Raw genomic sequence first — 13,396 nt, forward strand, 5'->3', positions numbered from 1 at the left:
CGACACTAGCGCGACACGGCCAACGCGCCGGGAACCGCCCGGAAATCCCTGCTCCGCCATTGTTTTCGATCTTGACGCGACCCAGTATGGAATTGCGGCGGGTATGCCGCAACCACTGGTTCCGGACCCGAACGCGCCGAGCCCGGTGTGACGCCTGTCTCCGAAACCTGCGTGCGGCTTGCCGTTTCGGGTCACTGATTGTCAAGGTTTGCGGGATATGTTGCACACGAAGCCGTCACGCCTGTCGAAGCCCCTGTCCCCGGCCACCGCGAGCGGTGATGCGCGGTGACATTGTCGAAATTCCGTCGATCCCCGGCCGCACGCCGCCTGCTGGCCGCCGTGGTGTCACTACTGGTCGCCGTCGCGGTGGCGGTCCTGGTCGCCGTCCTCGAAAAACACGGCGACACCGCGAAACCGGATGCGAGCGGTCCGCCCATACCCTCCGGCCCGGCCCAGCCGGTGGGGTCGGCGAAGGAGATCAGCGCGCTGCTGGGAAACCTCTCGGTCGCCGACGAACTCCCGATGACCGGATATTCGCGGGACCGATTCCCGCACTGGGACACCGAGAAACCCGAACACGGATTCGGTGACTCGTTCGCGCAATACAGCCGCTGCACCACCCGCGATGTGGTGCTCCTGCGTGACGCGACCGGGCCGGTCAAACTCGACCCGTCTTCCTGCAAGCTGACCACCGGAAAGGATGGCGGCTGGCGCGATCAGTACGGGGTCATGGACAAGAAGACCAATGCGCTCAAGCCCTACAAGTGGACCACCGATTCGTCCGCCCTGGACATCGACCACATTGTGGCGCTGGCCGAAGCGTGGCGTTCGGGCGCGTCCAAACTCGACGACGACACCCGCCGCCACATCGCCAACGACGCGCTGAACCTGGTGATTTCCGATCCGACCGCCAATCGCTCCAAGGGCGATCAGGACCCGTCGAGTTATATCCCACCGGGGAATTTCCGGTGCGCCTATATCGGGCGCTACATCCAGGTGAAAGTAAAGTACGGGTTGAACGTCGATTCCAAGGAACAGACCGCACTGCAGTCCGCAGTGAAGGACTGCGTCAGCAAGGGAGAATTCACATAGTCGCCATCGTCGAAATCCGCAGCGAGGCAGCCGTCATGACCCGGGAAGAGGGAACGGTCTCCGGGGATCTCGATGTGACGCTGGATTATTCGGGCCACGGGTTGGTGCGTTATCGGGGCACCGCCACCTGGTACACCATCGGCAATCTCGAGGATGAGGAACCTCGCAGTTGGTCCAGCGTGCAGGACCTGGTCACCGCCATCGAGAACGAGAGCGGTGACCGCGACGCCGCGGGCAATGTGGTGCCGTTCGAGGCATGAGGGCTATTTGCCCACCGGGCCTACTGGTCCGCTGAGGCGAGCGCTTCGGCGCGCGTCTTGACGGCCTCGGTCATGCCCTCGAACCCGGTGGTCAACGCGCGGCCCAGCAGGCCGGCGACCACCGGGGCCACGGGTCCGTTGAGCTGGAAGTGCGAGACGTAGCGCGTACGGCCGCCTTCCAGCGCCGTCACCTCGTGGGAGCGTTCGCTGCTGAGCAGGCCCAGCGGCGCGGGCTTCATGTTGTAGCTGAATTCCTTACCCGGCGTGTGGGTCCGGATGAACTCGCGCTGCTGCTTGAGCTTCGGGCCGACCAGCCGCACCTTCATATCGATGGGTGAGCCGGGTTCCAGGGTGGTCTTGCACTCCACGCAGAAGGGATTCCACTCCCCGTACTTGTCCACATCGGTGAGCACCTGCCAAACCAGTTCGGCGGGCGCGTCGATCTCCACGGTGCTGTCGATGACGAAGGCCATGGGGGAACAATACTGAAACCAGTTCTAGAAGGTGGGGTGGGCCGTCACTCCCGAGGGGGAGGACGGTCTCAACCCGGCGGGGGATTCGCATCGAGGCGTGCCGCCCTACCGTCGGGCCATGGTTGACCCGAAGATCACCGCAGCGGCGCCGAGGCTGCGCGGATTCGCGCTCGGCGGAATCCTCTTGGTGAATATCGAGATCATGTCGGATCCGACCGGATTCGCCGCGGGCACCGCACGCACCCTGGCGCAGGCGCTGTTCCACGACAAGTTCTACGTGCTCTTCTCCTTCCTGTTCGGATACTCGCTGACCATGCAGTTCCGGGCGGCCGACCGGGCCGGCCCCTTGCTCGCGGCGGCCTACGCGGCGACACTGTCGCGAATCATCCACAGCCGTCCCGGGATCGCCGACATCTTCGCTCCCGCCGGCAGGCTCGCCGCCACCGTCTACATCGGCCAGTCGATCGTCGCCGCACTGATCTTCACCGGCTATGGCCTCGCGCTGGCGGGCCGGCTGTCCGACTGGACGATCCTCGCCGTCGCACTCGGCATCTATCTCGCGCAATTGGCCCTGGCCCGCCGCTGGGTTCGTCACCATCGCTACGGCCCGGTCGAATACCTGCTCCGCGCAATCACCTACGGCCCCAAACAGTTGCGCCCCGTGCCCAGTACCGTCGAACCATGACCCTCGCCGAGCGCTACCCCCTCCTGCACGCTCCGGCCCGCTGGGAGTGGGGCGGCCTCGACGTCCAGTTCTCCACCGATCTCCCACCCGACGAACTGGTCACCAACATCCACGTCGTCTGCTTCGTCGACGACCGCATCGTCCTGTGCCGCGACGACCGCGACATCTGGATCCTCCCCGGCGGCACCCGCGAGGCCGGAGAATCGGTGGAGTCCTGCGTCATTCGCGAACTGGCGGAAGAGGCCGGTGCCGAACTCGCCGGACCCATCCAGCCATTCGGCGCCCACTACGCCGTCACCGATCACCCCGAGCCCTATCGCCCCTGGCAGCCGCACCCGCACAAGGCGTGGCTTTGGTGCACCGCCGACGTCGTACTCACCGCCACGCCGACAAATCCCGATGACGCCGAGCACATCCTGGAAGTCCGGGCCTTCCCGCTGTCCGAGGCGCTGTCACGCGCCGCGACCGACGGCCCCCACCTGCCCGAACTCTTGACGCTGGCCGCAGAGGTCCGCCCGCGGTGATCAGCCCGGGATGGCTTGGGCTATGAGTAGGTTGACCGACCGTTCGACCCGGGAGGTGTCGCCGGTGACCCACCAGTCCTGGATGAGGCCGCGCATGCCCGAGATGAGCAGTGTGGCCGAGGCTTCGGGGTCGGGGATGGTGGGGTCGATTCGGGTGAGGGCGTTCGTCATGGCGGTGATGAGGACTTCGATGGCGTCGGTGGCGTAGGGCTTGAAGGGGCTGTCGGGGACCGTTGCCGCGCCGAGGACCTGGAGCAGGACCGGGAGGCTGGTCGCGAACTCGCCCGCGGTGTTGATCGCGAAGGATGCGGAGAGGCGGTCGCGGAGAACTGCGGGGGAGTCCACGCCGGAGAACAGGGCCGCGATGTCGGGGCGCTGAGTTTCCAAGGCGGCGATCAGCATTGCTTCCTTGGTGCCGAAGTAGTGGATGAGCATGCGGGAGCTGGTGCCCAGGTACTCGGCCAGGGGGCGCAGGGACAGTTCGGTGAGGCCGCGGTCGGCTATGTAGGCGATGACCCCTTCGAGGAGCTGGGCGCGGCGGGCGTGGTCGGGTGGGCGCGGCACGGGTTGACTGTAACAGTCGCTACAGGTATTCATGTCGACATGACTGTAGCGATTGGTACAGAAACTCGGCGGGGCGTAGTCGTGACGGCCATGGCGACGACCACGTGCCTGGGGGCCGACCTGGAATCCACCTGGGTGCGGCTGCTGGCCGGGGACAGTGGGATCGATACGCTCACAGATGATTTCGTGACCGAGCACGAGCTGCCGGTGCGCATCGGCGGGCGGCTGGTCGCGCAGCCGGGGGAGCAGCTGACCCGGATCGAGCAGCGGCGGATGTCGTTCGTGCAGCAGTTGGCGCTGGTCCTGGGACGACAGGTGTGGGCGGAGGCCGGAGCGCCCGAGGTCGAGGCGGAGCGGCTCGCGGTGGCGGTGGGCACGGGGCTCGGCGGTGGGGACGCGCTGATCAATGCGGTGGATGTGATGCGGGCCGGGGGGGATATCGGAAGGTGCCGCCGATGACCGTGCCGATGGTCATGCCGAATGGGGCGGCGGCCACCGTGGGACTGGAGATCGGGGCGAAAGGCGGTGTGTACGCGCCGGTTTCGGCCTGCGCCTCGGGGGCGGAGGCGATCGCGCACGGCTGGCGGTTGATCACCACCGGGGAGGCGGACGTGGTGGTCGCGGGCGGGGTGGAGGGGCAGATCGACGCGGTGCCGATCGCGAGCTTTGCCATGATGCGGGCGATGAGCACGCGCAATGACGAACCCGAGCGGGCCTCACGGCCTTTCGACCGGGGTCGCGACGGGTTCGTCTTCGGTGAGGCGGGCGCGCTGCTGGTGCTGGAATCCGAGGAGCACGCGCGGGCAAGGGGCGCAAGCATTCTCGGCCGGGTGCTCGGGGCGGGCATCACCTCGGACGGCTATCACATCACCGGTACCGCGCCCGATGGCGACGGTGCGGCCCGCGCAATGCGCAAGGCGCTCGCGACGGCGGGGCTGACCGGCGGCGACATCGACCACGTCAACGCGCACGCGACCGGCACCCCGGTCGGGGATGCCTCCGAGGCGAAGGCGATCATGGCGGTCACGCCGAAAGCCTCTGTGTACGCGCCCAAGTCGGCGCTGGGGCATTCTATCGGTGCGGTCGGCGCGCTGGAGGCCATGCTGACGCTGCGCACCCTCGGCGAGCAGATCGTCCCGCCCACCTTGAATTTCGAGAGCGCGGACCCCGGCACGGATCTGGACGTGGTGGCCGACAAGCCGCGGTATCAGGAGCTGCGGTACGCGCTCAGCAACTCGTTCGGCTTCGGTGGGCACAATGTCACCCTCGCCCTGGGGCGCGCCTGACGGCTCTGTCGCGCGCGATAGCCGTTGGGCCGCAGCCGGTTCAGGGCAGCTTGTCGGTCTGAACGCGCGGGTCCAGCTTGCGCAGGGTGTCGGGTCGATCGGTCAGACACGGCCAATCCCGGCTCACCGCTTCGAGAGTGGCGTGACCCGCCGGAATCAGGGCGTCGGCGTCGGGACGGTCGGCCAGGGTGTCGCCGAGGTGGTCGCTGGCGGGACGGTCGAGGGGCTGGATGACGGTATTGGGCAGATCCAGCAGGACCGAGAGGATATCGAGGCGGCCGGGCGGAATCAGGGCGCGGGCCGCGGCTAGCGCGGTGGCCGGGACGATGATGGTGTGCCCGGCGTCGGCGGTGGCCCACACCACCGATTGCACGTAAGCGACGCGATGGGCCCAGGCGGTCAACGCGGCGGTGTCGAAGACGACGCCGCCCAGCGTCGGGGCGGCGGGGGTCATGCCGCGCCGCGGTCGCCGGAGGCCTCCTCCTCATCCGATAACGGGGGCAGCCCCTGGACGGCTCGGGCGCGATTGATCAGGTCCAGCGGTGGGCGGCCACCGAGGGCGTTCTCCAGGCGGGCCAGGGATTCGGCGCGGTCGACGCGGGCCTTGACGGATTCGGCGACGAAACTCGAAATCGAGGCAATGCGGCCGGTGCTGCGCCAATCGTCGAGGGTGGCAGCAATGTCCTCCGGCATCGTCACGGTGATCTTGCGGGTACGACGCTGTCTTGCCATACCGGGAGGGTACTGCGGTATGGCCGGGCGAAGCGAGCTGACAACGCCGGGCGTCGCGGCGGGTTCGTGCGCGCATTCCGTGCGGAAACCGGCCATTCGGATTCCATTGATCCGAAACCTGCCGGTCAGGCGTGGATCCGGGTTCGATACGGTGGAGTGTGCTCACGTCCGTGGGCGTCGCCGCAATTCTCCAGTCAAGAGGACATAACTAGATGGATCAGAGTTCGATCGCGTGGGCCGACGGTGCGCTCGTCACCATCGACCAGCGGGCGCTGCCGCACGAGGTGCGGGAGCTTCGGATCACGACGGTCGACGAGGTCATCGATGCCATCAAGACCCTGGCCGTGCGCGGTGCGCCGGCGATCGGGGTGTGCGGGGCGTTCGGCGTGGTGATCGCGGCGCTGACCGCGACGACCGACGGGGTGGTGGATACCGCACGGGTCGAGAGCGAGGCCGCGCGCATCGCGGACGCCCGGCCGACCGCGGTGAATCTGGCGTGGGGTGTGCAGCGCACGCTGGCCAAGCTGCCCGAGGGCGTGGCCGCCATGCTCGACGAGGCTCTCGAAACGCTGGCCGAGGACGGCCGGGTGAATCTGGCCGCCGCCACCGAGGCCGCCGATCTGATTCAGCGGCTGTGCGCGGACCGGCCGCTGCGGCTGCTGACCCACTGCAATACCGGGCGGCTCGCGACCACCGCGTGGGGCACCGCCATCGGCGCGCTGCGGGTGCTGCATCAGCGCGGCGCGCTCGCCGAGGTGATCGTGGACGAGACCCGGCCCCTGTTGCAGGGCGCGCGGCTGACGGCCTGGGAGATGGCCGAAGCCGGTATCCCGCATCGGCTCACCATCGATTCCGCGGCCGCCTGGGCGATGGCCACCGAGCAGGTCGACGCCGTGGTCGTGGGCGCGGATCGGATCACCGCCGACGGAGCGGTGGCAAATAAGATCGGCACCTACATGCTGGCGATTGCCGCCAAGCACCACGGCATTCCGTTCATCGTGGTCGCGCCGGAATCGACCCGTGACATCTCGACCGCACACGGGTCCGACATCGTGGTGGAGCAGCGCGCCGCGGCCGAGGTGACCGGATTCGGCGGCGTCGCAACGGCTCCCGAGGGAACCCGGACGTTCAATCCCGCCTTCGATGTCACTCCGGCCGAGCTCGTCACCGCGGTGGTCACCGAATTCGGTGTGCTCGAAGACCCGAGTGCGGCCCGGACTTCCGCCGCAGTGCCGACCGGCACGGCGTGCACGATGGCAGCGGGTGCCGAAATCGCGGATATCGCGCGCGGCCTCTATGCGAGCGGCTGGATGCCGGGCACGGCGGGCAATATCTCTGTGCGCCAGGGTGATACGGCCGTCATCACCGCCAGCGGCCTGTCCAAGGGCGAGCTGACCGCCGCCGATATGGTGACCGTCGCGCTGGTGGATTCGAAGCCGGTGGACGGGTCCGGTCGCAAGCCCTCGGCGGAGACCACGATCCATACCGCCGTCTACCGCACCCGCGGCGCGGTAGCGGTGGTCCACGTGCACCCCCCGCATGCCACGGCCGCGTCGATCAAGACCGGTGGATCCGGTGTCACCACGGCGCGTTTCGCGGGCTACGAGCTGATCAAGGGCCTCGGTTCGACTCGACCCGATGTCATCGACATCCCGGTCTTCCCGAATCATGCCGATGTGCCGCAGATCGGCGTCGATATCGAGAAGTACCTGACCGAGCATCCCGATGCCCCGCCCGTGCTGTTCATCGCCGGGCACGGCATCACCGCCTGGGGCGCGACCCTGGCGCAGGCTCGCGATCGCGCCGAATGCCTCGAGGCCATGTGCGAACTGACCACTTTGACCGGGCACCGTGAGATTCCGGTGGGCCAGAATTAGTTCCGAGAAAGGAACCCCCTGATGACTCTGTTGCAGATCATGTCCGATTCCGACGCCGGTGATGTCATCCTGCGCACCTCCGACGACGCGGTGATCGCCGCCGAGCTCGGCAAGCGCGGCATCAGCTTCGAGCGCTGGCCGCTGCTGGAGGGCTTCACCGCCGCCACCACGACCGAGCAACTGCTGGCCGAATACCAGCCGCGCATCGACGAATTGAACGCCGACGGCCGCTACAAGTTCATCGACGTGGCCCGCATCCACCCCGACGACAGCGACCCGGAGTGGCCCGCCAAGGCGGTCGCCGCCCGCACCAAGTTCCTCGACGAGCACCGCCACGCCGAGGACGAGGTCCGCTTCTTCGCCGCCGGCGCGGGCTGCTTCTACCTGCACCTGGGCAACGAGGTGCTGGCCACGGTCTGCACCGCGGGCGATCTGGTCTCGGTCCCCGCGGGCACCCTGCACTGGTTCGACATGGGCACCCGCCCCGAGTTCGTGGCCGTGCGCTTCTTCGAGGAAGAGGACGGCTGGATCGGCGATTTCACCGGCGACAAGATCTCCGGCGGCTTCCCGACCCTCGACGAACTGCTGGCCCCGGCATGATCAAGACGGTCGTTCTCGATATCGAGGGCACCACCAGCCCGACCAGCTCGGTGCGGGAGGACCTCTACGGCTACACCCGTGACCGGCTACCCGGCTGGCTGGACGAAAACCAGGGCGGTGCAGCCGATCCCATCATCGAGGCCACCCGCGCCCAGGCCGAGCGCCCCGACGCGAACGCCGCCGAGGTGGCGCAAATCCTCATCGACTGGCTCAACACCGACGTGAAGTCCGAGCCCCTCAAAGCCGCCCAGGGCATCATCTGCGCCGAGGGTTTCCGCAACGGCTCCCTGCACGGCGAGTTCTTCCCGGACGTCCCCCCGGTCCTGCGTGCCTGGCGCGCCGCCGGCCTCGAGCTCTACATCTACTCCTCGGGTTCGGTACGCAACCAAAAGGATTGGTTCGCCTTCGCCCGCGGCGGCGACCTCTCCCCACTCATCTCCGGCCACTTCGACCTCTCCACCGCGGGCCCGAAACGCGAACCCTCCTCCTACGAGAAGATCGCCAGCGCCATCGGCGTTCCCCCCGAACAGATCCTGTTCCTCTCCGACCACCCCGACGAGGTCGACGCCGCCGCAGCAGCGGGCTGGCAAGCCATCGGCGTCACCCGCCCCGGCGAACCCAACACCCCCCGCGGCGACCACCGCTGGATCAGCGACTTCGCCGACGTCGACCCCAACTGATCCTGTCGGCCGCACTCACTAGGGTCGCCGATGTGACCGATCGCGAGACCTTCGCTCCCTTGGTGTTCTTCGAGTACGACCACAAGCCCGGGCACTACTGCCTGATGCTGTCCGACAACCACATGCTGCCCACCGAACCCGTCTTCGCCGAATTCGGCTACGACGCAGGCGGTTACGGTTGGGCAGGTGTGGCCCGCTCAGCCCTCACGACCCAAGACCCCGGCCTTGCCGACCGCCTGAACTTCGACCCCGAAGCCGGAATGTTCGTCGCCCACGTGGTTCGACTGACAGCATCTGCCGACGAATACGCCTCGCGCCCGCTCGGTTTCCGAGCGGGCGCGATTGTCATCCGGGGCGGGTCAGACGGCTGCGCCGGTGGCGGCCGCTCGTTCGATGAGGTATTCGACCAGGGTCATCAGGACGTTCTTGCAGGAGGCGCGGTCTCGGGCGTCGCAGAGGAGGACCGGGATGCGTTCGTCGAGGTCGAGGGCGTCTCGGACTTCGACGGGGGTGTAGAGGGGGGCGCCTTCGAAGCAGTTGACTGCGACGGTGAAGGCTACGCCGCGGCGTTCGAAGAAATCGATTGCGGCGAAGGAGCCTTCGAGGCGGCGGGTGTCGGCGAGGACTACCGCGCCGAGGGCGCCGCGGGCCAGTTCGTCCCAGAGGAACCAGAAGCGGTCCTGGCCGGGGGTGCCGAACAGGTAGAGGACCAGGTTCTGGTCGATGGTGATGCGGCCGAAGTCCAGGGCCACCGTGGTGGTGGTCTTGGCTTCGACGCCGCGCATATCGTCCACGCCCGCGGACAACTCGGTAATGAGTTCCTCGGTGCGCAGCGGGGTGATCTCGCTGATCGCCCCCACCATGGTGGTCTTGCCCACGCCGAAGCCGCCCGCGATGAGGATCTTCACCGAGGCGGCCATGGGCTGGGCGGTATCAGAGTTTTCGAATGCCATCGAGTACCGCTCGCAGAATGTTGAGGTCACCGGGCACGGACTCGGGGGAGGCCGGGGCCCGGAAGTTGAGAATATTGTCTGAAATCAAGTCCCCCACCAGGATTTTCGTCACCGCCAGCGGCAGCCGCATGGCGGCCGACACCTCGGCCACCGACAGCGGCAGCCGACACAGCCGCACGATATCCGAATACTCCGGCTCGACCCGCCGCAGGGGTGGGGCCGCATTGGGCACCACCACCACGGTGAGCATGTCGAGGTCGTGTCCCGCTCCCATGGTTCGGCCACCCGTCCGTGCGTACGGACGCACGAGCGGACCGGCCGCGTCGTCGAACCACTGTTCCCCCGGCCCCGGCCTCATGACAGTCGGGGGTTGCCTTGTCCGGCCAGATTATGGCGGGGCGTGGTGGATAAATAACTGCCGACGCGCTGCACGGTCAGGTTCATCTCGTAGGCGACCATGCCGAGGTTGGCCTGTTCGGTGGCCTGCAGCGCGAGGCAGGCGTGGCTGCCGGCGGCGGTCACGAACAGCACCGCGCGCTCGAGTTCGATTACCGCCTGGCGGACGCCGCCGCCGTCGAATCTGCCTCCGGCGCTGCGCGCCAGGCCGTAGAGGGTGGAGGACATGGCACCGAAGTGCTCGGCGTCCTCGCGGCTCATGGCGGAGGAGCGGCCCAGCAGCAGCCCGTCGGTGGAGTGCACCACCGCGTGACGGACGCCCGCGAGCCGGTCGACCAGATCATCGAGTAGCCAGTTGAGATCACCAGCGTTTGAGGTGGTCACCGTCGCCTTCCTGTCGTTCCGACTGTGCGCCTTCGAAGAAGGCTTGTGACTCAGACCCGAACGAACCGGCGTCGGCCCTGCGGCCCTGCCTGGTTCCGTTCTCGATGGCGGAGAAAAGGTCTCGGGCCTGCTCGGCCGTGCGGGTGGCCGCAGCGGTCGGTTCGGGGGCCGACTGCTCCTGCGCCAATTCCGGTGCGAGACTTGCCTGCCGGCGCCTACGCGGGAGCGCGGGCCGGGCGTCGGAGCCAGTGTAATGGGACCGCCCGAATTCTCGTGCACGGAAACCGTTTTCCACCGGCGGGATCGGTTCGGGCGCCGGGTTCGGCTGCGGCCGCGGGTTGGTCGGCGGGTCGAACGGCGTGGCCGCGCCGAAGGACATCACCGGCGACGCGAACGAACCGGTGGAGGGACCGAAGGGCTCCGGCTGCGGCGCGACCGGGGGTGCGGGCGCGACGGGCGGTTCCGGCGTCGCAGGCGGCCCGTAGGGGTCGTAGCCGACGATGGGCAGGTCGTAGTTCGAGATCATCGACGGGGGCGCGGCGGGCAACTGCGGCAGCGCCGCCACGGCCAGCGCCGCGGCAGACGGCTCGGACGCGTCCAACTGCCGCGGCACCACCGGGATCTCACCGGTGCGGCCCGAGGACTGCACGGTCAGGCTGGTCGGCACCAGCACGATGGCGCGCACGCCGCCGTAGTCGGATTCGGTGAGCCGCACCGAGATGCCGTTGCGCGCGGCCAGCTGCGCGATCACGAAGCGGCCCAGGCGGAAGTCCTCGGGCAGCATGCTCACACCGAAATCGGGTGCGTCGCGCAGGATCTCGTTGACCCGCGCGAACTCCTCCTCCTTCATGCCCATGCCCTGGTCGATGACCTCGATGGCCACGCCCTTGCCCACGATGCCGCCGCGCACCTCGACCTGCGACTGCGGCGGCGAGAAGGCGGCCGCATTGTCGACCAGTTCGGCGAGCAGGTGTATGAGGTCGGCCACGGCGCTGCCCGCGATGGAGACCTCGGGCAGCCGGGCCACCTTGACGCGGGTGTAGTCGAGGGTCTCGCCGACACTCGAGCGCACGATCTCCAACAGCGGCACCGGATTCCGCCACTGCCGTCCGGGCGGCCGCCCGCGAGAATGATCAGGTTCTCGGCATTGCGGCGTTCGCGGGTGGCCAGATGGTCGAGGCGGAAGTAGATGTCGAGCAGCGCCGGATCCTCCTGCTGGGATTCGGCGGCGTCGAGCACCTCGAGCTGGCGATGCACGATGACCTGGCTGCGGTGGGCGATATTGAGGAACATCGCCTTGACGCCCTCACGGGTGCGGGCCTCGGTGACGGCGGCGGCCACGGCGGCCGCGTGCGCGTGGGTGAACGCCTTCGCCACCTGGCCGATTTCGTCGGTGCCGAAGTCCAGCACGGCGGCCTCGGCGGCCGGGTCGACCGCCTGGCCCTCGCGCAGCCTGCCCATGATCTCGGGCAGCCGCTCGTCGGCCAGCACCAGCGTCTCGTCGCGCAGGCCCTTGAGGCGGCGGATGATCCGGTTGGCCAGCAACAGCGACACCAGGAACGCGAGCGTCGACACTGCGAGCATGCCGCCGCCGGCGAGCGCGGAATCGCGGGCATTGCGGTCGCCCACCGCCGCGGCCGCGGCCTCGTTGTGCCGGCTCTGCTGGTCCCATATGTGCAGGATCTGGGTGTTGAGCCTGCTGACGACGTCGCGCCATTCCTGTGCGGTGAAGGTCAACGGTGCGACCTGCGGTGCCGCGCCGGGCTTGCTGGGTGGCACGGTGATGGGATCGATTGCGCGGGAGAGCAGTACGTTCTCCATCATGACGATCTTCGTCCAGTCCGGATCGTTCATGAGGGCTTGCATGTCTTTGTCGCCGGTGCCACCGTCGCCGCCGGCGAGCACGCCCAGGTTCACGCGGTAGGTGCCCATTACCCGGGAGAATTCGATGGCCAGCTCCGGAGGCAGGCTGCCGCCGCCGAGCAGCACCTCGGCCACCGAGGCCTCGCGGGAGAGCATCTCCGAGGCCTGCACGACCTGCAGGCCGTTCGCGACCTCCAGTGCCACTTCGGAACTGGGCGCGTTGTCGGCGACCATGCGGCTGCCGATCCAGACCACTTCGAGCAGTTTTCCGTAGAAGTAGTAGACGTCGGAGATCGCCACGGCGTTGGTGTCGATCTGGGTGCGCACCCCGGCGAGCTGCCCGCTGAGGGTGGTCAGTCCACCGACATTGTCGCCGATGCCCTTGGGGCCGTACTGCTGCATGGCCGGGGTGATCGCCGCCAGGCCCTGTAACGCCTTGTCGAGGCGAACCCGCGCCTGCGCCAAGGCCTTCGGGTCGTTTCCGTCCCCGCCCATCTGCGCCAGGGACAGCTGCCGTTCCTGCTGTACCGCGACGATCAAGTCATAGGTGGTGGGGGCCGCGGAGGTCAACGCCTCCGCCCACTCCCGTGCGTGCTTGCCCTCGACCACCAGATACCCCGCGCCACCCACACCGATCGCGAGCAGCGCAAGGCTCGGGACGAGTGCGATGGCGAGCACGCGGGTCCGGACCCCGAGCCTCGCTCTGAAAATCGAGCAAAGGTAACGGGACGTAAGTCACACTCGCCGTTCCGGTCCCGCTGAGCGGGAACAGTATTGACAGGGCATCTCATGTATGCGCCTGCATGACAACGCATGCCGCCGCTCCGGCCTTGCTCGGAACCGAGAATCCGCGGCGGCGCAACAGAATGCACGCACTCAGAGGCGGCGGCGCGGGGCGGCGCAGAGATACGCGCCGACCCGCCGCACGGTCCGGTTCATCTCGGAGGCGACCATGCCCAGATTCGCGTCGGGCCCGGACTGTAAGGCCAGGCAGGCGTTGGCGCCCGCGGCCGTCACGATTAGTACT

Annotated in this window: 16 protein-coding genes and 2 pseudogenes; 9 read left to right on the forward strand and 9 right to left on the reverse strand. The window is 68.1% G+C overall.

Going from position 1 to position 13,396, the window contains the following annotated elements:
- Window positions 1–285: 285 nt before the first annotated feature.
- Together NS2_RS32550 and NS2_RS32555 are read left to right on the forward strand one after the other, a co-directional pair.
- A complete protein-coding gene (locus NS2_RS32550) occupies window positions 286–1,092 on the forward strand; it encodes an HNH endonuclease family protein (RefSeq protein ID WP_045439958.1) in 807 nt (268 codons plus the stop codon).
- A 35-nt stretch (window positions 1,093–1,127) separates the two neighbouring features.
- On the forward strand, window positions 1,128–1,352 hold the full coding sequence (locus NS2_RS32555) for a hypothetical protein (protein ID WP_045439961.1): 225 nt from the start codon (window positions 1,128–1,130) through the stop codon (window positions 1,350–1,352).
- 20 nt (window positions 1,353–1,372) lie between these two features.
- Here NS2_RS32555 and NS2_RS32560 read toward each other — a convergent pair whose 3' ends face one another.
- The gene (locus NS2_RS32560; RefSeq protein ID WP_033091128.1) at window positions 1,373–1,825 is read right to left on the reverse strand and encodes an SRPBCC domain-containing protein; all 453 of its coding nucleotides are present in this window, start codon (window positions 1,823–1,825) and stop codon (window positions 1,373–1,375) included.
- 118 nt (window positions 1,826–1,943) lie between these two features.
- On the opposite strand from NS2_RS32560, the gene NS2_RS32565 reads away from it, so the two are divergent.
- Both NS2_RS32565 and NS2_RS32570 read left to right on the forward strand, forming a co-directional pair.
- Window positions 1,944–2,510, forward strand: coding sequence for a DUF418 domain-containing protein (locus NS2_RS32565; RefSeq protein WP_033091129.1), 567 nt, complete (start codon window positions 1,944–1,946; stop codon window positions 2,508–2,510).
- Window positions 2,507–3,034 (forward strand): NUDIX domain-containing protein, encoded by a 528-nt coding sequence (locus NS2_RS32570; protein ID WP_033091130.1) that lies wholly within the window; start codon window positions 2,507–2,509, stop codon window positions 3,032–3,034. The genes NS2_RS32565 and NS2_RS32570 overlap by 4 nt, the downstream gene beginning before the upstream one ends.
- On the opposite strand, the gene NS2_RS32575 is transcribed toward NS2_RS32570, so the two are convergent.
- The gene (locus tag NS2_RS32575) at window positions 3,035–3,598 is read right to left on the reverse strand and encodes a TetR/AcrR family transcriptional regulator (protein WP_033091131.1); all 564 of its coding nucleotides are present in this window, start codon (window positions 3,596–3,598) and stop codon (window positions 3,035–3,037) included.
- A gap of 39 nt (window positions 3,599–3,637) precedes the next feature.
- Here NS2_RS32575 and NS2_RS32580 point away from each other — a divergent pair.
- Window positions 3,638–4,884 (forward strand): annotated as a pseudogene (locus NS2_RS32580) (KasA/KasB family beta-ketoacyl-ACP synthase).
- A gap of 40 nt (window positions 4,885–4,924) precedes the next feature.
- Here the strand turns inward: NS2_RS32580 and NS2_RS32585 are convergent.
- Window positions 4,925–5,338, reverse strand: a complete 414-nt coding sequence (locus NS2_RS32585) for a hypothetical protein (protein ID WP_033091132.1) — start codon at window positions 5,336–5,338, stop codon at window positions 4,925–4,927.
- Window positions 5,335–5,616 (reverse strand): hypothetical protein, encoded by a 282-nt coding sequence (locus NS2_RS32590; protein WP_143161323.1) that lies wholly within the window; start codon window positions 5,614–5,616, stop codon window positions 5,335–5,337. Before NS2_RS32590 ends, NS2_RS32585 begins: the two co-directional genes overlap by 4 nt.
- A 212-nt stretch (window positions 5,617–5,828) precedes the next feature.
- On the opposite strand from NS2_RS32590, the gene NS2_RS32595 reads away from it, so the two are divergent.
- The 4 genes and pseudogenes from NS2_RS32595 to NS2_RS38630 all read left to right on the forward strand — a co-directional run.
- The gene (locus NS2_RS32595; RefSeq protein ID WP_033091134.1) at window positions 5,829–7,493 is read left to right on the forward strand and encodes a bifunctional S-methyl-5-thioribose-1-phosphate isomerase/methylthioribulose 1-phosphate dehydratase; all 1,665 of its coding nucleotides are present in this window, start codon (window positions 5,829–5,831) and stop codon (window positions 7,491–7,493) included.
- A 21-nt stretch (window positions 7,494–7,514) separates the two neighbouring features.
- Window positions 7,515–8,093, forward strand: a complete 579-nt coding sequence (locus NS2_RS32600; protein WP_033091135.1) for a 1,2-dihydroxy-3-keto-5-methylthiopentene dioxygenase — start codon at window positions 7,515–7,517, stop codon at window positions 8,091–8,093.
- Entirely contained in the window at window positions 8,090–8,773 is a 684-nt protein-coding gene (mtnC, locus tag NS2_RS32605) for an acireductone synthase (RefSeq protein ID WP_033091136.1), read from the forward strand. Before NS2_RS32600 ends, mtnC begins: the two co-directional genes overlap by 4 nt.
- A 62-nt stretch (window positions 8,774–8,835) precedes the next feature.
- Window positions 8,836–9,036 (forward strand): annotated as a pseudogene (locus NS2_RS38630) (Imm51 family immunity protein); the annotation flags it as partial.
- Window positions 9,037–9,132: 96 nt separating this feature from the next.
- On the opposite strand, the gene NS2_RS32615 reads toward NS2_RS38630, so the two are convergent.
- Genes NS2_RS32615 through NS2_RS32630 form a run of 5 tightly spaced genes read right to left on the reverse strand, consistent with a single transcriptional unit; the run spans window position 9,133 to window position 13,047 of the window.
- A complete protein-coding gene (locus tag NS2_RS32615) occupies window positions 9,133–9,693 on the reverse strand; it encodes a GTP-binding protein (protein ID WP_235264030.1) in 561 nt (186 codons plus the stop codon).
- Window positions 9,694–9,706: 13 nt separating this feature from the next.
- Window positions 9,707–10,084, reverse strand: a complete 378-nt coding sequence (locus tag NS2_RS32620; protein WP_033091138.1) for a DUF742 domain-containing protein — start codon at window positions 10,082–10,084, stop codon at window positions 9,707–9,709.
- A complete protein-coding gene (locus NS2_RS32625; RefSeq protein WP_033091139.1) occupies window positions 10,081–10,506 on the reverse strand; it encodes a roadblock/LC7 domain-containing protein in 426 nt (141 codons plus the stop codon). The genes NS2_RS32620 and NS2_RS32625 overlap by 4 nt, the downstream gene beginning before the upstream one ends.
- Window positions 10,484–11,464, reverse strand: coding sequence for a histidine kinase (locus NS2_RS38635; protein WP_335582413.1), 981 nt, complete (start codon window positions 11,462–11,464; stop codon window positions 10,484–10,486). The genes NS2_RS32625 and NS2_RS38635 overlap by 23 nt, the downstream gene beginning before the upstream one ends.
- Window positions 11,353–13,047, reverse strand: coding sequence for a nitrate- and nitrite sensing domain-containing protein (locus NS2_RS32630; protein WP_071811884.1), 1,695 nt, complete (start codon window positions 13,045–13,047; stop codon window positions 11,353–11,355). The genes NS2_RS38635 and NS2_RS32630 overlap by 112 nt, the downstream gene beginning before the upstream one ends.
- Window positions 13,048–13,396: the final 349 nt, after the last annotated feature.

Source organism: Nocardia seriolae NBRC 15557 (genome assembly GCF_007990715.1).
GTDB classification, from domain to species: domain Bacteria; phylum Actinomycetota; class Actinomycetes; order Mycobacteriales; family Mycobacteriaceae; genus Nocardia; species Nocardia seriolae.